General features: G+C 63.3%; 22 protein-coding genes. 15 read left to right on the top strand and 7 right to left on the bottom strand.

Annotated elements, in window-relative coordinates:
- Nucleotides 1–161: 161 nt before the first annotated feature.
- Nucleotides 162–1,319: a PA0069 family radical SAM protein gene (locus tag FHX03_RS02895; protein WP_183852541.1), complete on the bottom strand. Its 1,158-nt coding sequence runs from the start codon at nt 1,317–1,319 to the stop codon at nt 162–164.
- A 138-nt stretch (nt 1,320–1,457) separates the two neighbouring features.
- On the opposite strand from FHX03_RS02895, the gene FHX03_RS02890 reads away from it, so the two are divergent.
- Both FHX03_RS02890 and FHX03_RS02885 read left to right on the top strand, forming a co-directional pair.
- On the top strand, nt 1,458–1,976 hold the full coding sequence (locus tag FHX03_RS02890) for a glycosyl transferase (RefSeq protein ID WP_097624176.1): 519 nt from the start codon (nt 1,458–1,460) through the stop codon (nt 1,974–1,976).
- Nucleotides 1,977–2,364: 388 nt separating this feature from the next.
- The gene (locus FHX03_RS02885; protein ID WP_183852539.1) at nt 2,365–2,679 is read left to right on the top strand and encodes a hypothetical protein; all 315 of its coding nucleotides are present in this window, start codon (nt 2,365–2,367) and stop codon (nt 2,677–2,679) included.
- Nucleotides 2,680–2,697: 18 nt separating this feature from the next.
- Here FHX03_RS02885 and moaB read toward each other — a convergent pair whose 3' ends face one another.
- From moaB to FHX03_RS02865, 4 genes are all read right to left on the bottom strand, one after another.
- The gene (gene moaB / locus FHX03_RS02880) at nt 2,698–3,249 is read right to left on the bottom strand and encodes a molybdenum cofactor biosynthesis protein B (protein WP_097624032.1); all 552 of its coding nucleotides are present in this window, start codon (nt 3,247–3,249) and stop codon (nt 2,698–2,700) included.
- Nucleotides 3,249–4,145, bottom strand: a complete 897-nt coding sequence (locus FHX03_RS02875; RefSeq protein WP_183852537.1) for a 4-(cytidine 5'-diphospho)-2-C-methyl-D-erythritol kinase — start codon at nt 4,143–4,145, stop codon at nt 3,249–3,251. The genes moaB and FHX03_RS02875 overlap by 1 nt, the downstream gene beginning before the upstream one ends.
- Nucleotides 4,146–4,157: 12 nt before the next feature.
- A complete protein-coding gene (locus FHX03_RS02870; RefSeq protein ID WP_183852535.1) occupies nt 4,158–5,990 on the bottom strand; it encodes a tetratricopeptide repeat protein in 1,833 nt (610 codons plus the stop codon).
- A gap of 133 nt (nt 5,991–6,123) precedes the next feature.
- The gene (locus FHX03_RS02865; protein ID WP_097624035.1) at nt 6,124–7,140 is read right to left on the bottom strand and encodes a polyprenyl synthetase family protein; all 1,017 of its coding nucleotides are present in this window, start codon (nt 7,138–7,140) and stop codon (nt 6,124–6,126) included.
- A 108-nt stretch (nt 7,141–7,248) separates the two neighbouring features.
- Between FHX03_RS02865 and FHX03_RS02860 the strand changes: the two genes are divergently transcribed.
- A complete protein-coding gene (locus FHX03_RS02860) occupies nt 7,249–7,476 on the top strand; it encodes a DUF2007 domain-containing protein (RefSeq protein ID WP_012556751.1) in 228 nt (75 codons plus the stop codon).
- Nucleotides 7,477–7,483: 7 nt separating this feature from the next.
- Complete coding sequence (locus tag FHX03_RS02855) at nt 7,484–8,281, top strand: tRNA1(Val) (adenine(37)-N6)-methyltransferase (RefSeq protein WP_183852533.1); 798 nt, start codon at nt 7,484–7,486, stop codon at nt 8,279–8,281.
- Here FHX03_RS02855 and FHX03_RS02850 read toward each other — a convergent pair.
- The gene (locus tag FHX03_RS02850; protein ID WP_097624037.1) at nt 8,271–9,611 is read right to left on the bottom strand and encodes an Nramp family divalent metal transporter; all 1,341 of its coding nucleotides are present in this window, start codon (nt 9,609–9,611) and stop codon (nt 8,271–8,273) included. The two genes, FHX03_RS02855 and FHX03_RS02850, sit on opposite strands and share 11 nt — an antisense overlap.
- 200 nt (nt 9,612–9,811) lie before the next feature.
- On the opposite strand from FHX03_RS02850, the gene FHX03_RS02845 reads away from it, so the two are divergent.
- The 10 genes from FHX03_RS02845 to FHX03_RS02800 all read left to right on the top strand — a co-directional run bounded on the left by FHX03_RS02845 (nt 9,812) and on the right by FHX03_RS02800 (nt 20,756).
- A complete protein-coding gene (locus FHX03_RS02845; protein WP_097624177.1) occupies nt 9,812–10,672 on the top strand; it encodes a S49 family peptidase in 861 nt (286 codons plus the stop codon).
- 18 nt (nt 10,673–10,690) lie between these two features.
- Entirely contained in the window at nt 10,691–10,882 is a 192-nt protein-coding gene (locus FHX03_RS02840) for a hypothetical protein (RefSeq protein ID WP_003588221.1), read from the top strand.
- A gap of 382 nt (nt 10,883–11,264) precedes the next feature.
- Nucleotides 11,265–12,221: a glycine--tRNA ligase subunit alpha gene (locus FHX03_RS02835; protein WP_010069596.1), complete on the top strand. Its 957-nt coding sequence runs from the start codon at nt 11,265–11,267 to the stop codon at nt 12,219–12,221.
- On the top strand, nt 12,218–12,655 hold the full coding sequence (locus tag FHX03_RS02830) for a nucleoside kinase (protein WP_097624038.1): 438 nt from the start codon (nt 12,218–12,220) through the stop codon (nt 12,653–12,655). Before FHX03_RS02835 ends, FHX03_RS02830 begins: the two co-directional genes overlap by 4 nt.
- A gap of 61 nt (nt 12,656–12,716) precedes the next feature.
- The gene (locus FHX03_RS02825) at nt 12,717–13,268 is read left to right on the top strand and encodes a LemA family protein (protein WP_088678510.1); all 552 of its coding nucleotides are present in this window, start codon (nt 12,717–12,719) and stop codon (nt 13,266–13,268) included.
- A gap of 111 nt (nt 13,269–13,379) precedes the next feature.
- Nucleotides 13,380–14,642: a 3-phosphoshikimate 1-carboxyvinyltransferase gene (locus tag FHX03_RS02820; protein ID WP_183777265.1), complete on the top strand. Its 1,263-nt coding sequence runs from the start codon at nt 13,380–13,382 to the stop codon at nt 14,640–14,642.
- A gap of 36 nt (nt 14,643–14,678) precedes the next feature.
- The gene (locus FHX03_RS02815) at nt 14,679–16,613 is read left to right on the top strand and encodes a DUF2207 domain-containing protein (protein ID WP_183852531.1); all 1,935 of its coding nucleotides are present in this window, start codon (nt 14,679–14,681) and stop codon (nt 16,611–16,613) included.
- Between the two features lie 65 nt (nt 16,614–16,678).
- On the top strand, nt 16,679–17,962 hold the full coding sequence (purD, locus tag FHX03_RS02810) for a phosphoribosylamine--glycine ligase (RefSeq protein ID WP_183852529.1): 1,284 nt from the start codon (nt 16,679–16,681) through the stop codon (nt 17,960–17,962).
- Between the two features lie 93 nt (nt 17,963–18,055).
- Nucleotides 18,056–18,517 carry a plant virulence effector HPE1-like domain-containing protein gene (locus FHX03_RS02805; RefSeq protein WP_097624043.1) on the top strand — a complete coding sequence of 154 codons (462 nt, stop codon included), beginning with the start codon at nt 18,056–18,058 and terminating at the stop codon, nt 18,515–18,517.
- A 415-nt stretch (nt 18,518–18,932) separates the two neighbouring features.
- Nucleotides 18,933–20,756, top strand: coding sequence for a methyl-accepting chemotaxis protein (locus tag FHX03_RS02800; protein WP_097624044.1), 1,824 nt, complete (start codon nt 18,933–18,935; stop codon nt 20,754–20,756).
- A gap of 368 nt (nt 20,757–21,124) precedes the next feature.
- Here the strand turns inward: FHX03_RS02800 and glyS are convergent, their stop codons facing one another.
- Complete coding sequence (glyS, locus tag FHX03_RS02795) at nt 21,125–23,308, bottom strand: glycine--tRNA ligase subunit beta (RefSeq protein WP_183852527.1); 2,184 nt, start codon at nt 23,306–23,308, stop codon at nt 21,125–21,127.
- Between the two features lie 423 nt (nt 23,309–23,731).
- Here glyS and FHX03_RS02790 point away from each other — a divergent pair, with 423 nt between their 5' ends.
- On the top strand, nt 23,732–26,041 hold the full coding sequence (locus FHX03_RS02790; protein ID WP_183852525.1) for a Tex family protein: 2,310 nt from the start codon (nt 23,732–23,734) through the stop codon (nt 26,039–26,041).
- Nucleotides 26,042–26,151 lie beyond the last annotated feature (110 nt).

Raw genomic sequence — 26,151 nt, 5'->3', positions numbered from 1 at the left:
CGCTCGGGGCTCGAAAACAGGGCGGTTTTTCTGAGCAGCCGATGCGCAAGCTTGAAGCAATTCCGGGAAAAGTGCGGCACGGTTTTCCGTCCGGAATTGCGTAAAAAGTCAAAAAGCAATTCCAGACAAAGCGAGAAGCCAAGAATTGCGTAAGACAAAGCCTAGAGCAGCGACAGCTGCACGCCGCTGCCATCGGGCGGCACGAACAGATCGTCGCGCAGCGGCATGCCGCGCCGCGTCAGGCCGAAACGCCTGGCGGCCATTTCAAAGCGTCGGGCGATCTGCCAGGCATAGGGACCGGCGCCCTTCATGCGCTTGCCGAATTCGGCATCGTAATCCTTGCCGCCGCGCATCGAGCGCACCAGCGACATCACATGCCGGTAACGATCGGGATAATGCTGCAGCAGCCAGTCGCGGAAGAGCGGGCTGACCTCGAGCGGCAGTCTCAGGATGACATAACTCGCCTCGGCAGCGCCGGCAGCCTTGGCCGATTCGAGGATGCGCTCCAGCTCGTGATCGTTCAGCGCCGGGATCAGCGGTGCAGCCATCACAGCCGTCTGGATGCCGGCTTCCGACAGTGTGTGAATGGTCTCCAGCCGGCGCGGCGGCGTGGCGGCGCGCGGCTCCATCGTCCGGGCAAGCTTGCGGTCGAGCGTGGTGACCGAGATGCCGACGCGCACCAGGTTCTTCGCCGCCATCTCCCGCAGAATGTCGAGATCCCGCAGGATCATCGCTGACTTGGTCACGATCGATACCGGGTGGTTCGCCTTGTTCAAGACCTCGAGAATACCGCGCATGATGCGCCATTCCTTTTCGATCGGCTGATAGGGGTCGGTATTGGTGCCGATTGCGATCGCCCGCACCTTGTAGCCCGGCTTGGCAAGTTCCCGTTCCAGCAGTTTTGCCGCATCCGGCTTGGCGAAGAGCTTCGTCTCGAAATCAAGCCCCGCCGAAAGCCCCATATAGGCGTGCGTCGGCCGGGCGAAACAATAGATGCAGCCATGCTCGCAGCCGCGATAGGGATTGATCGAGCGGTCGAAGCCAATGTCAGGCGATTCGTTGCGGGTAATGGCCGTGCGCGGCTTCTCGATCTGCACGTCCGTCTTGAACGGCGGCAGCTCTTCCAGCGTCTGCCAGCCATCGTCGAAGGTCTCGCGCTGCAGCGCCTCGAACCTGCCTGTCGGGTTCAATCCCGCCCCGCGCCCACGGCGCCGATCGACCTCGATCCGCAGCCCGGAGGACACGATCATCGCATCGGCAATATCTGCCGTATTGGCAGGCGCGAATGCGGCCTGCCCTGCCAAGGACTGCTCTCTCATCGGATTCTCCCGCGGCAAAAGCCATCGCTTCCGCCCGTTTTGATGATTAAATTCCTATCCGCAAAACAAGAACAATGCAAGAACAAAATGCGGAAAACGCCGCTGGCAATAATTTGTACGGCGCATTATGAATGGGCGATGTTGACGGTTGTTCTCGAATGTCAGGATCAGGAAACTGAGCTGGCCCAGACTTTATCGGTATTGGTGGCAGGCGCGGTAGAGGGGCTGGTCAGCGATGTGGTCGTGCTCGATCACGGCTCGCGCGACGGCAGCTCGCGGGTCGCCGACGCCGCTGGCTGCCGGTTTTATTTGCACTGGGATATCAAGGACATCGTCCGCTCCGCCCGCGGCGAATGGCTGCTCTTCGTCGAGCCCGGCGCGCGGCCTCAGGCCGGCTGGATCGACGAGATCGCCGAATATATGGCGCTGAACAAGCTGCCGGCGCGCTTCACCGCCTCGCGCGGCTACCGGCGCCCGTTTCTGAAGCGCATCGGTCGCGCCGCGCCGCCGTTGGAACTCGGTCTGCTGATGCCGAAGAACCAGGCGCTCGCCGCCGCCCAAAGCGGCATGGCCCTTGCCGAATTCGCCAAGGGCCAGAAGCCGCGCAAGCTCGCCAGTGAATTGATTCCTTCCTGGGTGGCGCGCGCCGCTCGGTAGACGATTTCGCTCTCAATCTTGAGCTGGGCTTGACCGCGCATATCTGGTTGGCGCCGAAAACGTCTTCTCCCCGTGAAGAACGGGGAGAGGGGACGTGCCCTGCGAGACGTTAGCGGGGAACGGAGAGGTTGCGGCATATCCCCTTCGCCCCGCAAGCGGGGAGAAGGTGGCCGCAGCCGGATGAGGGGCTGGTCCCGCAATAACGTCGGCGATTGCAACCCACCATCGCGCAAAAGATGGCGCCCAATCGGATTTTGCGCTATAATTCTTCCATGGCGCCGCCGAAGCGCCTCGCTTCGCAACGGATGGCCATGGATGCCGGTGGACGGCAGAACAGGTCGGCGACAATCTCCTCTTCTGCCGGGTTCCCGGCGGAAGGAGGTGCGTCATGGTACGCAATATGCTCTACGGCCTGCTGGCCGTCATATTGCCGACATTGGTGATCGCGCATCCGCATTCGGCAGCATCGCAGACGATGCTCAGTTGCGCAGGCCGATCCGAGGTCGTCAATTTCCTGGACAAGAATTTCGCCGAAAAGCTGACAGCGGTCGGACTGGTCAACGAGAACGCCGTTCTTGAGGTCTATGCCGCCGAAAGCGGCACCTGGACGCTCGTCGTCACGGATGTTCACGGCATAAGCTGCATCCTGCTGTCGGTTGACAGCTGGGAAACGATGCCCACTCTGCCGGGCCTTGCCACATAGCGAGCCGGGTTCGGTAGCCTATTTCATCGCGCCGCGTTTCAGGTGTTCGTCCAGACGCGGCATGATCTCGACGAAATTGCACGGCAGGCTGCGGTAGTCGAGCTGTGCTTTCAAAATGCCGTCCCAGGCATCCCGGCAGGCGCCGGGCGACCCCGGCAGCGCGAAGATGAAAGTGGCGTTGGCAACGCCCGCCGTGGCGCGAGACTGGATCGTCGCCGTGCCGATCTTGTCGTAGGAGATGCGGTGGAAGACGGCGGAAAAGCCGTCCATGCGCTTTTCGAACAAGGGCTCCAGCGCTTCGGGCGTCACATCGCGGCCGGTAAAGCCGGTGCCCCCTGAGGTGATGACGACGTCGATCTCATCCAGCTCGGTCCAGGCCTTCACCCGGGCGGCGATTTTCTCGCGATCATCCGGCACGATCGCCCGGTCGACCAGCCGGTGGCCCGCCTCGGTGATTCGCGCCGCCAGCGTGTCGCCTGACTTGTCCGTCTCCCGCGTGCGCGTATCCGAGACGGTGAGAACCGCAATACCGACGGCGATGAAGGGCCGCTTCTCGTCCAGACCTGCCATCACATGCCTCCCGAAACCGTTTCCGTCGCCTGGAAATACCAGTCGGGCCGCTCGTCGTGAAGGGCTGCAGCCGCTTCTTGCGCCTCAGCCATGTTGGCAAAGATCCCGAAACAGGTAGCGCCGGAGCCGGACATGCGGGTCAAAAGCGCGCCGCGGGTCTGCAGCATCTCAGAGATGACTGCAATCTCAGGCACGAGCTGGCGCGCCGGCGGTTCCAGATCGTTGCGGGCGGCATCGATGACTGCCAGCCAGCCGGCACTCCCGGATACACCGGTTGCGAGGCTCAGGGCCGCGTTGTTCTTTGTCGTCAGCCGGCGGAACACCTCGGGCGTCGCAACACCCTTCAGCGGATTGGCAAGCACCATGGCAAAGGCCGGCAGATCAGCCACGGCCTCGATCTCCTCACCGATGCCACGGGCGATCAGCGGCCGGCTTTCAAGGCACATCGGCACGTCGGCGCCGAGCTTCAGCGCCAGGCTGGCAAGCGCCTCCACCGGCAGGCTCATGCCCCAGAGCCGCATCAGCCCGCGCAATGTCGCGGCCGCATCGGCCGAGCCGCCGCCGATGCCGGAGGCAACAGGCAGGTTCTTTTGCAGGTGGATATGGACGGGGAAGGCGAGGGCGCCGAACTGCTCGCGCAGGAGATCGCGTGCCCGCAGCACCAGATTGGTGCCGCCTTCGCCGGCAAGCATCTCGCCGAAGCGGCCCGACAGGGTGAAGGCGTCGACTTGGGCAGGCAGGAAGCCCAGCCGGTCGCCGCAATCGGCAAAGGTTACCAGCATATCAAGCAGATGATAGCCATCTGCCCGCTGGCCCGTCACATGCAAGGCGAGATTGATCTTCGCGCGCGCCTCTTCGGTGACGCCGAACGCCTCGGCCAGGCCTGCTTCAGGCATGTTTGTCGCCCGTCAGGATTTCTTGTCGACCGGCGGCGGCGTGACCGGGGCCGGATCCGGCTGCTTCTTGTCGGCCGCCTTGGCATCGTCGCTGACGGCAGGCAGGCCATTGGCGACCTTGTCCTTGATCTTCGGGATCTCGGCTGCTTCTGGCTCGGAGGCGAGCGCCCGGTTCCACTGATAGACGGCCTCAAGCTTGCGGCCGACGCGCCAGTAGGCGTCACCCAGATGGTCGTTGATCGTCGCGTCGCCGGCCTTGATCTGGGCGGCCCGCTCCAGCTCGTCGACGGCATCGTCGAAACGGTTGAGGCGGAAATAGGCCCAGCCGAGCGAATCGATGATGTAGCCGTCGTCGGGGCGAAGGTCGACGGCCTTCTTGATCATGCCGAGACCTTCGTCGAGGTTCCGGTTCATGTCGATCCAGGAATAGCCGAGATAGTTCAGCACCTGCGGCTGGTCGGGATTGAGTTCGAGGGCCTTGCGAAAGTTCGGTTCCGCCTGGTCCCACTTCTTCAGCCGTTCATAGGCGATGCCGCGCTGGAAGAAGACGCTCCAGTTGGCGCGGCCGGGAATGGGGCCGATCGCGTCGACCGCCTTGTCGTAATTGGCGGCCATCGCCTCGTAGTCCTTGGCGTCGGAGAGCACGCTGCCATAGGCGAGATAGCTGCGGATATCCTTCGGGTCGGAAGCGATCAGCGCCTGCAGGTGCTTGCGCGCTTCGTCCACCTTGCCGCCCTGGGCTAGGGCAAGGCCGAGCTGCAGCTCGGAGATCCGCCGCATCGGCGAATTCTCCGGCACCTTCTTGTAAAGCGCGATGGCGCGATCCATCTGGTTCTGCTTCTCGGCGATGCCGCCGAGCAGCACCAGCGTATCGGCGCTGTTCGGGTCGAGCGCATTGGCGGTCTGCAGGTAAAGCGAAACGATGTCCTCGGCGCCATCGCGGTTCAGCGCCCCGCCGACCGAGAACAGTACGCCGGCAGCGCCTTCTTCGGCCGTCTTGACCTGTTGCTCCTGCTTCTCGTCTTTTCCGATACTGTCGCGCAGCGCGTTCAGCGGCGCGTAGTTCGGCAGCAGATTGTCGCCGACGGAAACGGCGTCGAGCGCCTTCTGCTTATTGCCTTGTGTCGCTTCGAGACGGGCCAGCGCCATCACTGCGCGCATGAAGGTGTCGGGTGCCGTCGCACCTCCCTCCTTGTCGAGCACGGCATCGTTCAGATGCTTCCGGGCCGATTTCACGTCGCCGGTGGCGATGGCGATTGCCCCGGCATTGTAATTCTGGAAGATGCGGACCCAGTCCGGCCCCTTCATCTTCTCGACCATGGCGAGCGCTTCCTTGCCGCGGCCTGCGCCGACGCGGGCCCAGGCGAGCAGCAGGTCGTTCATCATCCGGTCGAGATCGTTCGGCCCGTTATATTTGAGAATGCTCTCGGCCGTCTTGTAGTCATCACGGCGCACGGCATCCATGCCGCGCACGATCGTGGTAATGCGCTCGACGGACGGATCGCCCTTCAGGTCGTTGGCATATTTGACGCCGTCCTTGATGTCGCCATTGAGCAGCAGCGAGATCATCAGCCGCTGGCGGATCTCGGGATTGCCGGGCTCAATCTGCAGCGCCTTCTTGTAGAGTTCGATCGCCGTCTCGTAGTCATGATCGACATCGGCCGTGCGCGCCGCAAGGAAGGCGCCGGAGAAGGTGGTAACGCTATCGGCATCGAAGCTATCGGTCTTCGCCACATCGCTCGGCTTGGCCGCATCCTCGGCATTCGCGCCGCCGACACCGCTGAGCGAAAGGACAGCGGCAAGCGCTGCGCTCGTAAGAAGACGGATGGCAAATCTCTGCCGCATTAGGAAACCTTTCTTCGACAGCGTCCCGACAATGGTGCCGGTCGCAAAACCAGTTGTGTTCACTGATTCATAACAGGATGGCTTTTTTGAAGCGGCGCCGCAAGAAATTCAGCCTAAGATCAAGGACGTTTGATCAATTGACGCGCTCGATGCAGAAGTCGATCACTTCCATCAGGGAGGATTTCCATACGGTATCGGGCAGCGGCGCCAGCGCGTCCCGTGCGATCGTGCCGTAATGAATCGCCCGGCCGATCGTGTCGGCGAGCGTGCCGTATTTGGTGATCAGCCCCAGCGCTTTTTCGAGGTTGGCGTCGGTGCTGTTGCCGGCTTCGATCGCATCGCGCCAGAAGGCGCGTTCGTCTTCGGTGCCGCGGCGATAGGCGAGAATGACCGGCAGGGTGATCTTGCCCTCGCGGAAATCGTCGCCGACATTCTTGCCGAGATCGGCCGCCTTGCCGCCGTAATCGAGCGCATCGTCGACCAGCTGGAAGGCGAGCCCCAGATTCATGCCGTAGGATTTCAGCGCGTTGCGGCCGGATTTGCCGGCCTCGGCGACGATCGGCCCGACTTCGGCGGCGGCGGCAAACAACGCCGCCGTCTTGGCGCGGATGACGGAGAGATAGTCGTCCTCCGTCGTCTCCATGTTCTTGGCGACGGAAAGCTGCAGCACCTCGCCTTCGGCAATGATGCAGGCGGCGGAAGACAGGACGTCGAGCGCATCGAGCGAGCCGACATCGACCATCATGCGGAAGGCCTGGCCGAGCAGGAAGTCGCCGACCAGCACGCTTGCCTGGTTGCCCCAGATCATCCGCGCTGTCGATTTGCCGCGGCGCAGGTCGCTTTCGTCGACGACGTCGTCATGCAGCAGCGTTGCGGTGTGCATGAACTCGACCGAGGTGGCGAGCTTGACGTGGTTTTCGCCCCGGTAGTCGAACAGCGAGGCGGCCGCCAGCGTCAGCATCGGCCGCAGCCGCTTGCCGCCGGACGATATCAGATGGTTCGCCACTTCGGGGATCATCTGCACGTCGGAGCCGGCCTTGGACAGAATGAGCTGGTTCACCCGCTCCATGTCCGCCCTGGTGAGATCGACCAATGGCTTGATGGATGCCAGTTTGTTTTTGCTTTCTTCAAGCGGTATGACCACGCCCAACGACCCGGACTCCTGTTCATTCTTTGCATCTGACAATAGAAAGGGGCGATGGACGCGGCAAGGGGTGAATTGTCGCGCAAGGCGAAATTGGAAGGAAAACGACGGCAAATGCATGAACTTATCCGCGCCAACGACGCTGTTCTGCTCTCCTTTGCCGAGAGCTTGATGAAGGATGCCGGAATACACTGCTTCATCGCCGATCAGGGCATGAGCGTGCTGGAAGGTTCGCTCGGCATGCTGCCGCGCCGCCTGCTCGTGGATGAGGAGATGGCCGATCAGGCCCGCCGCATCCTGATCGACGCCGGCCTCGGCGACGAATTGCGCGACAGGACGTGAGCGGAGGATGACCGGGGAGCCCGCCGAAACCATCGATGCCTTCCATCGCGGCGCCTTCCACCTGGTGCAGCCGAGGGGCAGGGGCCATCGCGCCGGCATGGATGCGATGCTGCTCGCCGCCCTCGTTGCCGACGACCGTCCGGTCAAGGTCGCCGACCTCGGCGCCGGCGCTGGTGCTGCCGGCCTTGCCGTCGCCTCGCGGCTTGCCGATGCTGAGGTGGTGCTGTTCGAGCGCTCGGCCGAAATGGCCGATTACGCCCGCCGCAGCATCCTGCTGCCTGAAAACGCCCATCTTGCTACCCGCGTCAGCGTCGTCGAAGCCGATGTGACGCTGACCGCCAGAGCACGCAACGATGCCGGCCTCATCGATGAGAGTTTCCACCACGTCATCATGAACCCGCCCTTCAACCATGTGGGCGATCGGCGCACGCCGGATGCGTTGAAAGCCGAAGCCCATGCGATGACCGACGGCCTGTTCGAAAGCTGGATCCGCACGGCGGGTGCGGTCATGATCCCGGGCGGGCAATTGTCGCTGATCGCCAGACCCCAATCGATCGCCGAGATCATCGATGCCTGCGGCCGGCGCTTCGGCGGCATCGAGATCACCGCAATCCATCCGCGACAGGGTGAAAACGCCGTGCGTATCCTGGTGACCGCGATCAAGGGATCGCGGGCGCGGTTGTCGCTGCGCGCGGCCCTCATCATGCACGAAGAGGGGAGCCACAAGTTCTCCCCTCTCGTCGACGATTTCAACAATGGCCGGGCCGCCTATGCCAGGCTTCGATCCCCAGCAGCTAGCCGGTGACGAAGTCGAAAAGCAGCTTGACGTTCAGGCCGGCAATTACAACCGCGATCAGATAGGCGATGCCGCTCAGCCAGCGCGGCGCCACGAGTTCGCCCATTTTGGCCTTGTTGGCGGTGAACATGACGAGCGGGAAGACGGCGAAGGAAAGCTGCAGGCTGAGCACTACCTGTGTCAGGATCAAAAGCTGCGCCGTGCCCTGGTCGCCATACCAGATGGTGACGATCGCCGCCGGCACGATGGCGATGGCGCGGGTTATCAGCCGGCGCATCCATGGCGGCAGCTTGATTTTCAGGAAACCTTCCATGACGATCTGGCCGGCAAGCGTCGCCGTCACCGTCGAGTTGAGGCCGCAGCAGAGAAGCGCGATGCCGAACAATGTCGGCGCGATGGCGAGACCGAGCAGCGGCGACAGCAGCGAATGCGCCTCGCCGAGTTCGACGACATCGGTCCTGCCATGCGCATTGAAGGCGGCAGCCGCCAGGATCAGGATCGAGGCGTTGATCAGCAGCGCGAAGCAGAGAGCGACCGTCGAGTCGATCGTCGCATAGGTCAGCGCCTCTTTCTTTTCGGGAACCGTATGGCCATAGGCCCGTGTCTGCACGATGCCGGAGTGAAGATAGAGATTGTGCGGCATGACGGTCGCGCCGAGAATGCCGAGCGCCAGATAAAGCATCTCAGGATTGGTGACGATCTCCGTCGTCGGGAAGAAGCCGGTGACGACGGCGCCCCACTGCGGATCGGCCAGCAGGATCTGCACGCCGAAGCAGATCGCGATGACGCCGAGCAGCGCGATGATGAAGGCTTCCACCCAGCGGAAACCGAGCTTTTGCAGGAAGAGAATGACGAAGACGTCGAGCGCGGTGATCAGCACGCCAAGTTCGAGCGGGATGCCCATCAAGAGGTTGAGGCCGATCGCCGTGCCGATCACCTCGGCGATGTCGGTGGCAATGATCGCGATTTCGGCAAAGGCCCAGAGCGGCACCGAAACCCATTTCGGATAGGCGTCGCGGCAGGCCTGCGCCAGGTCGCGGCCGGACGCGATCGCCAGGCGCGCGCAGAGCGATTGCAGCACGATCGCCATCAGGTTGGAAAGCAGCGCGACGGTGAGCAGCGCATAGCCGAATTTCGAGCCGCCGGCGAGCGAAGTCGCCCAGTTGCCGGGATCCATGTAACCGACGGCGACCATGTAGCCGGGTCCGGCAAAAGCTGCCGCCCGCCGCCACCTTGAGCTATGACGCCCGGTTCCGACGGTGCGATAGACATCTGATAGCGACGCCTCTCCCCGTTCGTGCCGCCAGCCGCGGTTTGCATTCGGATTCAGGGCGTCCATACGATTTCCACCTATTAGTCGTGAGTGGCACTATGACGAATTAGAATGATAATGCAAGTCATTCGCAACAAGAAAATCAATCCGCTGTTTTCAGGGCCGATGTTTTCGAGAACGCGGCCATTGCGTTTGTCGTTCCAGCGCATACATGGATGCCGATCGTCATTGACGTGATCGTGCGACCCGAAAGCGAAGGATTAGAGATGGCCGGATTCTGGAGAAAGCTGCTGCCGAAACGGTTCCGCAAGAACGGCATCACCATCCCGGTCGTCAGATTGCAGGGGCCGATCGTCAGCGGCGGCGGCCCGTTTCGGCCGGCCCTCAATCTCGCCAATGTCGCTCCGGTTCTGGAAAAGGCCTTCGCCATGAAGGACGCGCCGGCGGTTGCCATAACTATCAATTCGCCGGGCGGTTCGCCCGTCCAGTCCCGCCTGATCTTCACCCGCATTCGCGAACTCGCCCGCGAGAAGCAGAAGAAGGTCCTGGTCTTCGTCGAGGATGTCGCCGCCTCGGGCGGTTATATGATCGCGCTCGCCGGCGACGAGATCATTGCCGACGCCACCTCGATCGTCGGCTCGATCGGCGTCGTCTCCGGCGGTTTCGGCTTTCCCGAACTTTTGAAGAAGATCGGCGTCGAGCGCCGTGTCTACACCGCGGGCGAAAACAAGGTGATCCTCGATCCGTTCCAGCCGGAAAAGGAAAAGGACATCGAATATCTGAAGAGCCTGCAGCTCGAAATCCACCAGGTCTTCATCTCGATGGTGCGCGAGCGCCGCGCCGGCAAGCTGAGGGACGATGCGGCGGTCTTCTCAGGCCTGTTCTGGAGCGGCACCCGCGGCCTCGAACTCGGCCTCGTCGACGGTCTCGGCGACATGCGCCAGGAATTGAAGCGGCGCTACGGCCAGAAGACCAAGCTGGAACTCGTCGCCGCCGGCCGCGGCCTGTTCGGCCGCCGTGTTCCCGGCGTGTCGCCGGTCTCGCTCGAAAGTGCGGCATCCGGTCTCGCGACGGGGCTTGTCGAAGCGGCCGAAGAAAGAGCATTGTGGAGCCGTTTCGGGCTTTGAGGGGAGCGAGAGAGGGAAATGGCGCAGCTTATCACCATCCTGGTCCTGGTCTTCTCGGCCTGGTGGCTCTACCGCCGCTTCGTCTCCGATGCCCGCAAGCTCGCCGAAAAATCGCGCCGCGCCGAAAGGGAGCGCCAGACCGGCGCAATCGGCACGCTGGTCAAGGATCCTGTCACCGGCGAATACCGGCTGAAGCGGGATGAGGAATAGGGCGTCGATTCTCCCTTCTCCCCAGCGGGGGTCCGAAAGACGGGCGAGACCGGTGGCTCGCCCAGGCTGGTGGCCCGAAGGGTCGGATGAGGGGGCCGCACGGCACGGCATTAATTGCCCTTCGGTTGCGCTCAGCGCATTCGCGGCTTTGCCGCTTAACCCCTCATCTGCATGCCGGCATCTTCTCCACGCTGGGGAGAAGGGATATGCCGCGACCTCTCCGTCCCGCACCGACGCCTCACAGGGCACGTCCCCCGTTGGGCTAGGGTGAGGGCAGAGACCCTCTCCATACGGGCCGGTCCACTCTCGCAAAACCCTTGACCCCCGCCGCCCTCCATGGCACCTGTCGCGCCGATAATCCCCACGCAATCGGTGCCGTTTCATGTCAGCCATCCCAGACCATATGAACCCGAAGCGCTCCTTCCAGGCGCTGATCCTGACCCTGCACAGCTACTGGGCGGACAAGGGTTGCGCGGTGCTGCAGCCCTACGACATGGAAGTCGGCGCCGGCACCTTCCACCCGGCCACCACTCTGCGCGCCCTCGGCCCCAAGCCTTGGAAGGCCGCCTATGTCCAGCCGTCGCGGCGCCCGTCCGACGGCCGCTATGGTGAAAACCCGAACCGCCTGCAGCATTATTACCAGTATCAGGTCATCCTGAAGCCGAACCCGCCCAATCTGCAGGAGCTTTATCTCGGCTCGCTCGCGGCGATCGGCCTCGACCCGCTGCTGCACGACATCCGTTTCGTCGAGGACGATTGGGAAAGCCCGACGCTCGGCGCCTGGGGCCTCGGCTGGGAATGCTGGTGCGACGGCATGGAAGTCTCGCAGTTCACCTATTTCCAGCAGGTCTGCGGCATCGAATGCGCGCCGGTCGCCGGTGAGCTGACCTATGGCCTCGAGCGCCTCGCCATGTATGTCCAGGGCGTCGACAATGTCTACGACCTGAACTTCAACGGCCGCGAAGGCGACGAGAAGATCAGCTATGGCGACGTCTTCCTGCAGGCCGAGCAGGAATATTCGCGTCACAACTTCGAATTCGCCAATACCGAGATGCTGCATCGCCACTTCGTCGATGCCGAGAAGGAATGCCGAGCGCTGCTCGATGCCGGCGCGCCTGGCGACAACGCCAACCAGCGCCTGCACAAATGCGTCTTCCCCGCCTATGACCAGTGCATCAAGGCCAGCCACGTCTTCAACCTGCTCGATGCCCGCGGCGTCATCTCGGTCACCGAACGCCAGAGCTATATCCTGCGCGTGCGCACGCTCGCCAAGGCCTGCGGCGAAGCCTTCCTCCTGACCGACGCCGGCGGCGTCAATCTGGGCAAAGAGGCAGCGTGACGCAAAAGCCTGCCAGCCGTATTGTCCATATCAACGGCTGGCCAGGCACCGGGAAGCTGACCGTCGGCCGTTTGCTGGCGGTTTTCGACCATGCCGTGCGTGCCGATCCGGCCGACAGCTTCGTCTTTACCGATGCTCTTGCGGATGACGCGGATGATAGTGCGACGTTTTCCTGGTATCTCGATCTGGCTGCCGGCAGGGGCGCGGATCTGGTCGCAGTTCTCCTCGACTGCGCGCCGGAGGAAAATGCCAGGCGCCTCGTCTCCCCCGGCCGATCGGAGGCGCTCAAGCTGACGGATACGGCGAGGCTGCAACAGCTCCGGGCAAACTATAAACTGTTGCGCGGACTGGCTGAGCACACGGTCGAAATTGATAAGACGGACCTTTCGCCGGAGCAGACGACGGCCCGAATTCTCGCGCATATCGGTGTTTGACGGCAACTGGGAATCCTGCGTAGTCTTTGCACCAAGATTACTTCGTTGCAGGGGATTCGCGATGTATATTGCGCTTGGCGTCATCGTTTTGGTCGCCCTCTATGTCGTCTTCATCTACAACGGCCTGGTTCGCTCGCGGCAGATGGCTGAAGAAGCCTGGTCGGGCATCGACGTGCAGCTGAAGCGCCGCGCCGATCTGATCCCGAACCTGATCGAGACGGTCAAGGGTTATGCCGCCCACGAAAAGTCGACGCTCGAAGAGGTGGTTGCGCTTCGCAACAAGGCGCAGGCCGTGCCAGCAGGTGATGTCGCCGGCAGGGCGCAGGCGGAAGGGCTGCTAGGCCAGGCGCTCGGCCGGGTCATCGCGCTCGCCGAGGCCTATCCCGATCTCAAGGCCAACCAGAATTTTGCCGAGCTGCAGGCTTCGCTCGAAACCATGGAAGGCGAGCTGCAGATGGCGCGGCGTTACTACAACGGTGCGGCCCGCGACCTCAACGTCAAGGTCGAAAGCTTCCCCTCCAATCTCGTCGCCGGCCAGTTCGGTTTTGCCAAGCGGGACTATTTCGAAATCACCAACGAGGCCGATCGCGCCGTCCCCAGCGTTAAATTCTGACGATCCGGCATTTTGCCTTTGCGAAAAAGCGATTAAGAGCAGGGGCAGACTGCGGCCGGCAAGAGCATGTCGCGCAAAACTGTGCAGCGGCACGATGGACGGAAGAACAGCATGACACGTACAGCCAAACTCACGATCATCCCGCCGGACAAGCCGCTTTCGGGCCGCGCCATGCCGCCGGGCTCCAAGTCGATCACCAATCGGGCGCTGCTGCTCGCCGGCCTTGCCAAGGGCACGAGCCGGCTGACCGGCGCGCTGAAGAGCGACGATACGCGCTATATGGCCGATGCGCTGCGCGCCATGGGCGTTTCGATCGACGAGCCCGACGACACAACCTTCGTCGTCACCGGCAGCGGCAGGCTCCAGCCGCCGAAAGCACCGCTCTTCCTCGGCAATGCCGGCACGGCGACACGCTTCCTGACGGCGGCCGCCGCCTTGGTCGATGGCACCGTGATCGTCGACGGCGATGAACATATGCGCAAGCGCCCGATCGGCCCGCTGGTTGAGGCGATGCGCACGCTCGGCATCGATGCGACCGCCGAGACCGGCTGCCCGCCGGTCACCGTCAAGGGCACCGGCCGCTTCCAGGCCGACCGCATCCGCATCGATGGCGGCCTGTCCAGCCAATATGTCTCGGCCTTGCTGATGATGGCGGCCGGCGGCGACCGGCCGGTCGATATCGAGCTCGTCGGCGAGGATATCGGCGCACTCGGTTATATCGATCTGACCACGGCGGCGATGAAAGCCTTCGGCGCCAAGGTCGAAAAGACCAGCCCGGTCACCTGGCGGGTCGAGCCGACCGGCTACCGCGCCGCCGACTTCATCGTCGAACCCGATGCCTCGGCTGCGACCTATCTCTGGGCCGCCGAAGTTCTGACCAGCGGTGCGATCGATCTCGGCGTTCCCGCCGACGCTTTTTCGCAGCCGGACGCGCGCGCCTACGACATGATCGCCCGCTTTCCGCAGCTGCCCCCCGAAATCGACGGCTCGCAGATGCAGGATGCCGTTCCGACGCTGGCCGTGCTTGCCGCCTTCAACGAGACGCCGGTGCGCTTCGTCGGCATCGCCAATCTGCGCGTCAAGGAATGCGACCGCATCCGGGCGCTTTCCTCCGGCCTCAACCGCATTCTCCCCGGCCTTGCCCGCGAAGAGGGGGACGATCTGATCGTAAAGTCCGATCCGGCCCTTGCGGGAAAGCGTCTTCCGGCCGAGATCGACAGTTTCGCCGATCATCGTATCGCCATGAGCTTCGCGCTCGCCGGCCTGAAGATCGACGGCATCACCATTCTTGATCCCGATTGCGTCGGCAAGACCTTCCCCGCCTATTGGCGGACGCTCGCCGCCCTCGGCGTGACATATCAGAACAAGGATTGACTAGAAGCAGCCGAGGCTGCCGGCGGGGAGACAGGGATGGGGCGTCGGTTTTTCGGATTTTGTTTTGCTCTGCTCTTTATGCTGGCGGCCCCGGCGGCTTTCGCCGCCGAGGTCATCGACAGTTTCGCCTCCGCCATCACGCTCGAAAAGAGCGGCGCGATGACGGTGGCGGAAACGATCACCGTCAATGCCGAGGGCAACCGGATCAATCACGGCATCTTCCGTGACTTCCCGCTCTATTTCACCGACGCCGAAGGCCGTCGCCGTAGCGTCGATTTCGATATGGTGTCGGTCACCCGCGACGGCGAAGACGAGCCTTGGCACACGGAATCGATTTCCGGCGGCATCCGCATCTATGCCGGTTCCGCCGATGTGTCGGTGACGCCGGGCCGTCACCGCTACGTCTTCACCTACAAGACCAACCGCCAGATCCGCTATTTCGACGATCATGCCGAACTCTACTGGAACGTCACCGGCAATGGCTGGATCTTCCCGATCCGGTCGGCCACGGCGACGGTGCAACTGCCGCCGGGTGTTGCCGCCACCGACACGGTCTTCTTTACCGGCCCTCAGGGCGCTACGGGGAAGAACGCCCGCGTCGATGAAGCCGGCGCCGGCCTGGTCTTTGCCACCACCGCGCCGCTTGCCGCCGGCGAGGGCCTGACCTTCGCGATCCGCATGCCGAAGGGTTCGATCGATCCGCCGAGCGCCGATATGGAAAGCACCTGGTGGCTCAAGGATAACCGCAATTATTTCATCGGCTTCGGCGGCTTGATCCTGGTTTTCGCTTATTACACTCGTTCCTGGCTGAAGGTCGGCCGCGATCCCGCCCGCGGCGTCGTCGTGCCGCGCTGGGACGCGCCTGAGGGCATCTCGCCGGCGCTGGTCAACTACATCGACAACAAGGGTTTCTCCGGCGGAGGTTGGACGGCGCTTGCTTCAACCGCGCTCAATCTTGCGGTCCGCGGCTACGTCAAGCTCGAAGACTTGAAGAATTCGATCGTCATCCAGGGCACGGGCAAAGCGCTCGGCAAGGAGAAATTCCAGGCCGGCGAGACCGAGCTTCTGAAAGCTGTCGGTGGCGCAGGCAGGACGCTGACGATCGACAAGGCCAATGGCGAGCGCGTCAAATCCGTCGGCCAGGCCTTCCGTTCGGCGATCGAGAAGGAGCATCGCGGCAAATATTACAATTCCAACCTGGCCTATACCGCAGGCGGCATCGCGCTCAGCGCCGCTTCCCTGGTGGCGCTGTTCGTTTTCGGCTCGCTGCAGCCGGACACGATCGCTCTGATGCTGGTCCCGACGGCGATCGCGGTTTTCGTTGCCGTCTTCGTCGCCGGTTTCATGAGGTCGATGCATCGCGGTAACTCGCTGTTCGGCAAGATCGTCGCCATCATTGCCACGGCGGTCGGTGTTTTCGTCGGCATCAGCATTCTTGCCGTCGTCGTCCTGGCGCTTGCTTCGTCGCTGGTGCAACTGCACGAAACGCCGATGCTTTTTGCCGTCGGCGGCATCGTGCTGCTCAACATCCTCTATTTCTTCATCATGGGCGCGCCGACCCCGCTTGGCGCCCGGATGATGGACGGCATAGACGGCCTGCGCCAATATCTGACGCTGGCCGAAAAAGACCGCATGAACACGGCAGGCGCGCCTGAAATGTCGCCGCAGCATTTCGAGACGCTGCTGCCCTATGCGGTGGCGCTCGGTGTCGAGAAACCCTGGTCGCGCACCTTCGAGACCTGGCTTGCAGCCGCCGCGGCCGGTGCGGCCGCCGCCTATGCGCCCGCCTGGTATTCCGGCAATTTCAACAGCGGCAGTTTCTCCGACCGCGTCGGCGGCTTTTCCTCGTCGATGGCCTCGACCATCGCCTCGACCATACCCTCGCCGCCGCCGTCGAGCTCGTCCTCCGGTTTTGGCGGCGGCGGTTCGTCGGGGGGCGGTGGCGGAGGCGGGGGAGGCGGGGGCTGGTAAGCTTTCCCGCTTGACCTTTCGCCCCTTGGCCCTTAACCGCCAGAGGCAAAAGGAAAGGGTGGCGCATGAAGGTTCTGTTGATCGGATCGGGCGGACGCGAGCATGCGCTCGCCTGGAAGCTGGCGCAATCGCCGTTGCTGAGTGAATTCTATGCCGCGCCCGGCAATCCCGGCATTGGCGAACACGCCGTGCTCGCGCCCGTCAACATCGAGGATCATGAAGCGGTTGCCGCCTTCTGTAAGGACAAGGCGATCGATTTCGTCGTCGTTGGCCCCGAGGCGCCGCTCGTTGCCGGCCTTGCCGACCGGCTGCGCGCCGATGGCCTGACCGTCTTCGGACCCTCGGCAGCCGCCGCCCAGCTCGAGGGCTCCAAGGGTTTCACCAAGGATATCTGCGCCCGCTACGGCATTCCGACAGGCGCCTATCAGCGCTTCAACAATGCGCCGAAGGCCAAGGCCTATATTCGCGATCAGGGCGCACCGATCGTCGTCAAGGCCGATGGCCTTGCCGCCGGCAAGGGCGTGACGGTGGCGATGACGCTGGATGAAGCCTTGGCTGCCGTCGACGACTGTTTCGAGGGCGCCTTTGGCGCTGCCGGCGCCGAAGTCGTCGTCGAAGCCTATCTCGACGGCGAGGAGGCGAGCTTCTTCTGCCTTTGTGACGGAAGGAATGCGCTGCCGCTCGCGACCGCCCAGGATCACAAGCGGGTGGGCGAGGGCGATACCGGCGTCAATACCGGCGGCATGGGCGCCTATTCGCCGGCGCCGGTCATGACCGCCGACATGGTCGAGCGCACTATGAAGGAAATCATCGAGCCGACGATGCGCGGCATGGCCGAGAGCGGCCATCCCTTCTCTGGCGTGTTTTTCGCCGGGCTGATGATCACCAGCAAGGGGCCGGAGCTTATCGAATACAATGTCCGCTTCGGCGATCCCGAATGCCAGGTGATGATGATGCGGCTGAAGAGCGATCTGCTGCCGCTGCTGCTCGCCACCGCCAACGGCACGCTCGACCAGGTGAGCGCCGAATGGAGCGACGATCCGGCCCTGACGGTGGTCATGGCCTCGAAGGGTTATCCCGGCGCGTACGCGAAAAACACGCCGATCCTCTCCCTGCCTGAGGCAGGCGAGGGCGAGAAGGTGTTTCATGCCGGCACGGGCCTGAAGGACGGCGCGCTGGTTGCGACCGGCGGGCGCGTGCTGAACGTTACCGCGTCAGGCGGCACGGTCGCCGAGGCCAGGGATCGCGCTTACGCGCTGCTCGACAGGGTCAAGTGGGAAAACGGCTTCTCCAGGCGCGACATCGGCTGGCGGGCGATCGAGCGCGAAACAGGTGCGGACACAGTATAAACCGCCGCGTTCTTTAAATTTTTACCCTTTCCCCTGACGGGATGGAAACAAAGCTGCGCTATACCGCTCTCATAGTGAGACGGAGTTGCGTTGATGCGTCAGATTTTCCTCGGTGCGGCAATCCTGCTGATGGCAGGTTCGGCGATGGCTTCCTCGATCGAGGTGATCGGCAAGACCGCGGCGCCGGCTGAAGGCAGCATCATCACCGAAAGCTGTGCCGCTTGCCCGCCGCTCCAGGCCGAACTCGTCAAGAAGGACTATACGGTGCCGGAGCTGAAGCCCGGTGTCCTCCAGGCGAGTGAAGTCCGCGATGTCGGCGGCGAAAAGAAAATCTATCGCACCGAAGGCTGGATGGGCGGCTCGCCCGTCGTCTTCGTCAGCAAGGCGACACCGGAAGCGATGATCGCTGCCGCGCCTTCAGCCCCATCCGCGGATGGCATCGATATGAGCGCGACGACCGCGGCCGTCATCGGCGGCGATGCCAAGCCTGTTGTGGCCGGCATGGCGGAACAACCGGCAGCCCTGAACGTTTCGGAATTCAAGCTGCGTTTCTAAAGTTCCCTGCCCCTGCCCGATCAAGGTTTCGATCGTTTGGGGTTCCACCTCAGGTGGACCGAATGCACCCTCGAAGAGAAGCGGGGGTGCATTCTCTTTTGTGCGTGATGGCGAAAACCTAGGCGGTTTGCGTCCGGCTCGCAGACAACAACTTATTCAAGAACTTCAAGCAAATGAGATCCAATTATCGGCGAACATCGAGCGTTTTGCTTCTCAGTCGACCCCTGAAATTTTAGGGAAATTCCCGTCACTTATAATAAAATTAAACATTTCTTATGGGGTGAGCCCCAATGGTTATTTACCCGGTCGCAGCATGTTGTTTGAGCAGCGGTAGATGCGTCGCCGTTTTGGCGCGCTCGCACAGGCGGTAGGAAACCGCACCGGACTGCACTCACCGTTCCCGTTGCGAGGCGTCATGAAAAATCTGAAAATATCGAAGCAGCTCATACTGCTGGTCGTCGGCCTGATGATCGCCTTTGCAGTTGCCACGTCCCTGCAAATCCGTTCCTCGGTCGATGCGATCTACAAGGAGCGTTATGACATGCTCCGCGCCGAGGTTCAGTCGGCGGTCTCCGTTCTCAAGCTTTACCAGGCTAAGGTCACCGCGGGCGAAATGACGCTCGAAGATGCCCAGAAGCAGGCCTACGCCACCGTCAACGGCATGAAATACGATCCGGACGGCTATTTCTTCGGTTATAGCTATGACGTCCAGATGCTGTTCCACTACGACGCCGCGAAAGTCGGGCAGAACCTCAAGGGCCAGCCGGACAGCAAGGGCAAGCTCTACCGCGAGGAACTGGTCAAGCTCGGCCAGCGGGGCGGCGGTCTCGTCGAATTTTATTCCACCAGCAAGCCGGGCGAGCCGGCCGGCGATTATCGCAAGACGGCCTATGGACAGGCCTTCGAGCCATGGAAAGTCGTCGTCGTCACCGGGGTTTATATGGACGATCTCGATGCGCAGATCCACAGCACGATCCTGACCGCGCTCTCCGGCAGCATCGTTCTGTTCTTCCTTGCCATGGCGGCCGCCTACGTCGTAATCCGTGGCATTTCCGGCCCTCTCAACAGCGTCCACGCAGCGCTGAAGGCTGTCGCCGAAGAGGATGTTTCCATCGCCATCCCGCATACGGCCATGAACAACGAGGTCGGCTTGATGGCGAAAGCCACGCAGTCGCTGCAGGAAAAGATCCGCGAACGCCATGCGATGTCGGATCGCGAGGCGGCCCAGCAGCTGGCGCTGGAAAACGAGCGCGAAAACAATCAGCGCCAGCAACAGGACGAGACGGCACTCCAGGTCCGCGTGATGGCGACGATCGGCCAGGCGTTGGAGATGATTGCCCGTGGCGATCTCACCGTCCGCTGCGCCGATCTCGGCCAGAAATATGCCGCCCTTCGCGACAACTTCAACGATGCGCTGTCGCATCTCGAAGCCGCCATGGCCAAGGTCAGCGCCAAGGGCGCCGATATCGGCACCAGCAAGGAAGAAATCCGCCGCGCTTCCAACGAGCTGTCGCAGCGCACCGAGCGCCAGGCGGCGAGCCTCGAGGAAACCTCGGCGGCCCTCGACGAACTCACCGTCGCCGTCCGCCAGACGGCCGATGGGGCCCATGAGGCGAGCAAGCGCGTCCACTCGGTCAGCAACGAGGCCACCCACAGCGATGCGATCGTCGGCCAGGCGATCGAGGCGATGAGCGGCATCGAGAAATCGTCGTCGGAGATCACCAAGATTATCGGCGTCATCGACGAAATCGCCTTCCAGACCAACCTCCTGGCGCTGAATGCCGGCGTCGAGGCGGCCCGCGCCGGTGAATCCGGCAAGGGCTTTGCGGTCGTCGCCCAGGAAGTGCGCGAACTCGCCCAGCGCTCCGCCGCCGCGGCCAAGGAGATCAAGGACCAGATCGCCCGCTCCTCCAGCCAGGTCGAGCACGGCGTCCGCCTGGTCGGCGAGGCAGGCGAGGCGCTGAAGCGCATCTCCGACCAGATCAAGGCCGCCAACGAGATCGTCGCCAAGATCGCCCACAGCGCCTCCGAGCAGGACACGACGCTGCGCTCGATCTCATCGTCGATGAACCAACTCGACGCCGCTACCCAGCAGAACGCCGCCATGGCCGAGGAAACCACGGCATCGGCCGAAACGCTGGCCAGCGACACCGACGAGCTGCTTGATCTGATCCGCGGCTTCCGCGTCGGCAGGTCCGGCGCGGCTCCGGCCATGCATCAGGGTCGTCGCGCCGCTTAAACGGCCCCGCGAGTTCCATCACCAGAGCCTGTGCGGCCGCCGGTTTCCGGCGGCCGTACTGTTTTGGAAACATTCAGCAACGCGTTTGATCTCGTGATCTGATAAAATGCCGGCGCCGGCGTCGTCATGGATGAAATCGCCCGGCGGGAGCAGCCCCTCATCCGCCTGCCGGCACCTTCTCCCCGTAAACGGGGCGAAGGGGATATGCCGCGACCTCTCCGTTCCCCACAAGCTCTTGCAGGGCACCTCGACTCTCCTCGTCAGAACGGGGAGAGGGTTAGGGTGAGGGTGAGGGGCAAATTCCGGTGCTAACCCGGCAGCCGTAGGCCCAACTTGAGAGGTAGAAAGATTACCGACCCAACCCGCTCTCACCCCGAGATCTTCGAGAAGTCCGCCACCGTCCCCGTCGCTTCGCGGATCAGCCGCAGCAGAGCCAGGCGGTTGGCGCGGATGGCCGCGTCCTCGTCGTTGACGAGCACGTCTTCGAAGAAGCGGTCGACCGGGCCGCGCAGCTGGGAAAGCCCTGCCATCGCCGAGCGGAAATCTTCTCCGGCGACGGCATTGGCCGCTTCCGTCGACGCACTGGAGATTGCCGCGAACAGCTCCTTCTCGGCATCGAGCTTCAGCAGCGCCGGCGAAACGGCATCGGCGATCACAGTGCCCTTCTTCTCCTCGGCGGCGAGCAGCTGTGTGGCGCGCTTGGTGCCGGCAAGCAAGTTTTTGCCGTCCTCCGAGGTGATGAAGGCCGTCAGCGCTTCGACGCGGCGGGCCACCATCAACAGATCGTCGGCATCGGCCGTCAGCACGGCGTCGATCAGATCGTGGCGGGCACCCTGGTCGCGCAGATAGACCTTCAGGCGATCGTGGAAGAAGGAGAGGAGGTCGAAGCAAGTCTCGGCCGGATCGCCTGCGAATGAAAACACGGACTCGCCGCCTGTCTTGGCGAGCAGCGACGTCCGGCTCATGATCTTCAGCAGCGGCAGCCTGACATTGCGCTCCAGCAGGATCCTGACGACGCCGAGGGCGGCACGCCGCAGCGCGAAGGGATCCTTCGAACCTGTCGGCTTTTCGCCGATCGCCCAGAAGCCGATCAGCGTGTCCAGCTTATCGGCGAGCGCGACGGTGATCGCGACCTTGTCGGCGGGAACGCGGTCCGACGGGCCTTGCGGCTTGTAGTGGTCTTCGATTGCTGCGGCAACCGAGCCATTCTCACCCTGCAGCGCCGCATATTTGCGGCCCATCAGGCCCTGCAGTTCGGGGAATTCGCCGACCGCTTCGGTGCGCAGATCGGCCTTGGCGAGCACGGCGGCGCGATCGGTGAGAGCCGCATCCGCGCCGGTGATCTTTGCCAATTCCTCCGCCAGCGCGCGGATGCGGGCGACACGTGCGCCCTGCGTGCCGAGCTTGGCATGGAAGGTCACGTCGAGCGCATCGAGCTTGGCCATGCGCTGGTCGAGCGGCTTCCTCAGGTCGAGGTCGAATTTTGCTGCCGACGCCTTCAAAGTCTCCAGATCCGGCAGGTCGCCCTGGTCGCGCTTCCAGAAATGCAGCGCATCCGAAAGCCGGGCCCGCACCACCTTGCCGTTGCCGTGGACGATTTCCTTGCCGCCGTCATGTGCCTGGATATTGGAAACCAGGATGAATTTGTTCGACAGCGTTTCCTCACCCTGCTTGCGGGTGACGAAGCACTTCTGATTGGTCTTGATGGTCAGCCGGATGATCTCGGAGGGGATGGAGAGATAATCTTCCTCGAAACTGCCCATCAGCACCTGCGGCCATTCCACGAGGCCGGAGACTTCCTCCAGCAGGCCCTCGTCTTCGACAAGCTCCAGCCCGTTGGCAAAAGCGGTGTCGCGGGCGTCGTGCAGGATGATATCCTTGCGCCGCTCGGCGTCGAGGATGACCTTTGCCTTTTCCAGGCTTGCCGCATAATCGTCGAAGCGCCGGACGGTGATCGCCTGGGGCGCGTGGAAACGATGGCCGTAGGTGATGTTGGAGGCGATGATGCCGTCGATCTCGAAGGGGATGACGGTGGTTTCCTCATGCTCGGGGCCGAAGGTGCAGACGATCGATTGCAGCGGCCGCACCCAGCGCAGAGCACCGGCCTTGGAGGACGCCTTGCCCCAGCGCATCGACTTCGGCCAGGGGAAATCGCGGATGATGCCGGGCATCACCTCGGCGACGATCTCTTCCGCCGCGCGGCCGGGCTTGGAAATGACCGCGACGTAGAAATCGCCCTTCTTCGGATCGCTGACCACCTGCGCCTCGGAGATCGACGAAAGGCCGGCGCCGCGCAGAAAGCCTTCGATCGCCTTCTCATTGGCGTCGGTGCGCGGCCCCTTGCGCTCCTCCCGCACGTCGGCCGAGCGCGCCGTCAGGCCGTGAATGTCGAGCGCCAGCCGCCGCGGCGTCCAATATTCACGGGCGCCCTCATAGGAAAGACCCGCTTCGACGAGCGCATCGGTGACGAGCTTCTTCAGATCGCCGGCAGCCTTGCGCTGCATGCGGGCCGGAATCTCTTCGGAGCGGAGTTCGAGAAGAAGGTTTGGCATGTCACACTTTTCCTTGCGCCCGCGGGCAGGGCGATCCAAAACGTTGCTTCTGCTATCAAAGAATGCCGCATCTGCACAACCGCAAAAACGGAAGAGAGCAATGGGGTGAACGGTTGGTAGGCGTTGTGCCGTGTGGCCCCCTCATCCGACACTTCGGGCCGCCTTCTCCCCGCTGGGGAGAAGACAGGAGCAGGCCGCTTGCCCTCGGCTCCGCAAACAGTACCTCCAGGAGGGCGAGACGCTGCTACGATTTCGCTTCTCCCCTTGGGGGAGAAGGTGCCGGCAGGCAGATGAGGGGGCTACGCGGCGCAATGCCGATGATCCCCCAATCCAATAACTTCCGCTGTGGAAACCACAGTCGGGCATTGCCTTGCCGCTTTTCGCCGCTATGGTCCCGCAACTTTCGTCGAAATAGGAAATCCTATGGCCGCTGACCTCCGTTTTCTCGCAGCCCGCATCTCGGCCGAAATCAACGCTCGTCCGGAACAGGCCAAAGCCGCCATCGAGCTGCTCGACGAAGGCGCCACCGTGCCCTTCATCGCGCGCTACCGCAAGGAAGTGACGGGCGGGCTCGACGATACGCAGCTGCGCAATCTCGCCGAGCGGCTGGTCTATCTGCGTGAACTCGAGGCCCGGCGCGCCGCGATCGTCGAATCGATCACCGGCCAGGGCAAGATGACCGACGAGCTGATGGCGAAGGTTTCAGGCGCCGAAACCAAGGCCGAGCTCGAAGACCTCTACCTGCCCTACAAGCCGAAGCGGCGCACCCGCGCCGAAATCGCCCGCGAACGCGGCCTCGGGCCGCTTGCCGAGGCGATCCTTGCCGAGCGCGGCCGGGAACCGGCGGCGCTTGCCGAAAGCTTCGTCACGGCTGATGTGCCCGATGTGAAGATGGCGCTCGAAGGCGCGCGCGACATCATCGCCGAAGGCATTGCCGAAAATGCCGATCTGCTCGGCAGATTGCGCGCCCATATGCGCCAGGCGTCGCTGCTGAAGGCCAAGGTCGTCGACGGCAAGCAGGCGGCGGGCGAAAAATTTTCCGATTATTTCGACCATTCCGAACGCTGGGCGACCGCCCCCGGCCACCGCGCGCTCGCCATGCTGCGCGGCTGGAACGAGGAGGTGCTGACGCTGACGATCGAGGCCGACGCCGAGACCGCCTCGCCGAACAAGCCGGTCGAACGCATGATCGCTGCGGCCTATGAGATCGGCGCAAGCCGCCCCGGCGACCGCTGGCTGATAGAGGTCGCGAGCTGGACCTGGCGCGTCAAGCTTTCCATGTCGCTGTCGCTCGACCTGATGCGGGAGCTGCGCGAGAGGGCCGAAGAGGAGGCGATCCATGTCTTCGCCCGCAATCTCAAGGACCTGCTGCTCGCCGCCCCCGCCGGCTCGCGCGCCACCATGGGTCTCGATCCCGGCATCCGCACCGGCGTCAAGGTCGCCGTCGTCGACGGCACCGGCAAGGTGGTTGCGACATCGACGGTCTATCCCTTCCAGCCGCGAAACGATGTGCGCGGCGCCCAGATCGAGCTCGCATCGCTGATCCGCAAGCACAATGTCGAGCTGATTTCGATCGGCAACGGTACCGGCAGCCGCGAGACCGAAAAGCTGGTGGCCGACATGCTGGCCGAACTGCCGGCGCCGAAGCCGACCAAGGTCATCGTCTCGGAAGCCGGCGCCTCGGTCTACTCAGCCTCGGCAACCGCAGCGGCCGAGTTTCCCGATCTCGACGTGTCGCTGCGCGGCGCCGTCTCGATCGCCCGCCGTCTGCAGGATCCGCTCGCCGAACTCGTCAAGATCGAGCCGAAGTCGATCGGCGTCGGCCAGTATCAGCACGATGTCGACCAGCAGAAGCTGTCGCGTTCGCTCGATGCTGTGGTCGAAGACGCGGTGAACGCCGTCGGCGTCGATCTGAATACCGCCTCGGCGCCGCTGCTGTCCCGCGTCTCCGGCCTCGGGCCCTCGATCGCCGACGCCATCGTCCGCCACCGCGACAACGAGGGCCGCTTCGAGACGCGCCGCGATCTGTTGAAGGTTGCCCGCCTCGGCGGCCGCACCTTCGAGCAATGCGCCGGCTTCCTGCGCATCCCCAACGGCAAGGAGCCGCTCGACGCCTCCTCCGTTCACCCGGAGGCCTATGGCGTCGCCAAGAAGATCGTCGCCGCCTGCGGCCGTGACCTGCGCGCATTGATGGGCGACAGCGCCGTGCTGAAATCGGTCGATCCGCGCCAGTTCATCGACGAGAAATTCGGCCTGCCGACCGTCAGGGACATCATCTCGGAACTGGAAAAGCCTGGTCGCGACCCGCGTCCGAGCTTCAAGACCGCCACCTTCGCCGAGGGCGTCAACGAAATTTCCGACCTGAAGCCCGGCATGATGCTGGAGGGCACTGTGACAAACGTCGCCGCCTTCGGCGCCTTCGTCGATATCGGCGTGCACCAGGACGGTCTGGTGCATGTGTCCCAGCTTGCCGACCGCTTCGTCAAGGATCCGCACGAGGTGGTCAAGGCGGGAGATGTCGTCAAGGTGCGGGTCGTCGAGGTCGACGCCAAGCGTAAGCGCATCGCTCTGTCGATGAAGCGCGACGACGGTTCTGCAGCGCCGCCGCCGCGTGGTGATTCTCGCGGAAACCAGGGCTCGCGGCCACAGAACGAGCGCCGGCCTGCCGCTCCCAAGCCGGAGAGCCAGGGTGCTTTTGGCGCGGCACTGGCCGAAGCGATGAAGCGAAAATAAGGGTTTAGCCTGTATTTCGGCAAAAATGCAACAGTTTGGCAACGTTCTGAACGGAGTGCTAAATCCGGCGCTTGTAAGGCGAAGGAGAGTTATTAAGTTGATGTGACCAT

The sequence above is a fragment of the Rhizobium sp. BK456 genome, assembly GCF_014194045.1.
GTDB classification, from domain to species: domain Bacteria; phylum Pseudomonadota; class Alphaproteobacteria; order Rhizobiales; family Rhizobiaceae; genus Rhizobium; species Rhizobium redzepovicii.
The sequence above is the reverse complement of the archived record's forward strand: the minus strand, read 5'-3'. Positions and strand labels throughout refer to the sequence as shown.

Bases quoted from the DNA above. Each gene is read 5' to 3' on its own strand.
- FHX03_RS02895 (WP_183852541.1), bottom strand. From the start codon at position 1,319: ATGAGAGAGCAGTCCTTGGCAGGGCAGGCCGCATTCGCGCCTGCCAAT.
- FHX03_RS02890 (WP_097624176.1), top strand. From the start codon at position 1,458: ATGTTGACGGTTGTTCTCGAATGTCAGGATCAGGAAACTGAGCTGGCC.
- FHX03_RS02885 (WP_183852539.1), top strand. From the start codon at position 2,365: ATGGTACGCAATATGCTCTACGGCCTGCTGGCCGTCATATTGCCGACA.
- moaB (WP_097624032.1), bottom strand. From the start codon at position 3,249: ATGGCAGGTCTGGACGAGAAGCGGCCCTTCATCGCCGTCGGTATTGCG.
- FHX03_RS02875 (WP_183852537.1), bottom strand. From the start codon at position 4,145: ATGCCTGAAGCAGGCCTGGCCGAGGCGTTCGGCGTCACCGAAGAGGCG.
- FHX03_RS02870 (WP_183852535.1), bottom strand. From the start codon at position 5,990: ATGCGGCAGAGATTTGCCATCCGTCTTCTTACGAGCGCAGCGCTTGCC.
- FHX03_RS02860 (WP_012556751.1), top strand. From the start codon at position 7,249: ATGCATGAACTTATCCGCGCCAACGACGCTGTTCTGCTCTCCTTTGCC.
- FHX03_RS02855 (WP_183852533.1), top strand. From the start codon at position 7,484: ATGACCGGGGAGCCCGCCGAAACCATCGATGCCTTCCATCGCGGCGCC.
- FHX03_RS02850 (WP_097624037.1), bottom strand. From the start codon at position 9,611: ATGGACGCCCTGAATCCGAATGCAAACCGCGGCTGGCGGCACGAACGG.
- FHX03_RS02845 (WP_097624177.1), top strand. From the start codon at position 9,812: ATGGCCGGATTCTGGAGAAAGCTGCTGCCGAAACGGTTCCGCAAGAAC.
- FHX03_RS02840 (WP_003588221.1), top strand. From the start codon at position 10,691: ATGGCGCAGCTTATCACCATCCTGGTCCTGGTCTTCTCGGCCTGGTGG.
- FHX03_RS02835 (WP_010069596.1), top strand. From the start codon at position 11,265: ATGTCAGCCATCCCAGACCATATGAACCCGAAGCGCTCCTTCCAGGCG.
- FHX03_RS02825 (WP_088678510.1), top strand. From the start codon at position 12,717: ATGTATATTGCGCTTGGCGTCATCGTTTTGGTCGCCCTCTATGTCGTC.
- FHX03_RS02820 (WP_183777265.1), top strand. From the start codon at position 13,380: ATGACACGTACAGCCAAACTCACGATCATCCCGCCGGACAAGCCGCTT.
- FHX03_RS02815 (WP_183852531.1), top strand. From the start codon at position 14,679: ATGGGGCGTCGGTTTTTCGGATTTTGTTTTGCTCTGCTCTTTATGCTG.
- purD (WP_183852529.1), top strand. From the start codon at position 16,679: ATGAAGGTTCTGTTGATCGGATCGGGCGGACGCGAGCATGCGCTCGCC.
- FHX03_RS02805 (WP_097624043.1), top strand. From the start codon at position 18,056: ATGCGTCAGATTTTCCTCGGTGCGGCAATCCTGCTGATGGCAGGTTCG.
- FHX03_RS02800 (WP_097624044.1), top strand. From the start codon at position 18,933: ATGAAAAATCTGAAAATATCGAAGCAGCTCATACTGCTGGTCGTCGGC.
- glyS (WP_183852527.1), bottom strand. From the start codon at position 23,308: ATGCCAAACCTTCTTCTCGAACTCCGCTCCGAAGAGATTCCGGCCCGC.
- FHX03_RS02790 (WP_183852525.1), top strand. From the start codon at position 23,732: ATGGCCGCTGACCTCCGTTTTCTCGCAGCCCGCATCTCGGCCGAAATC.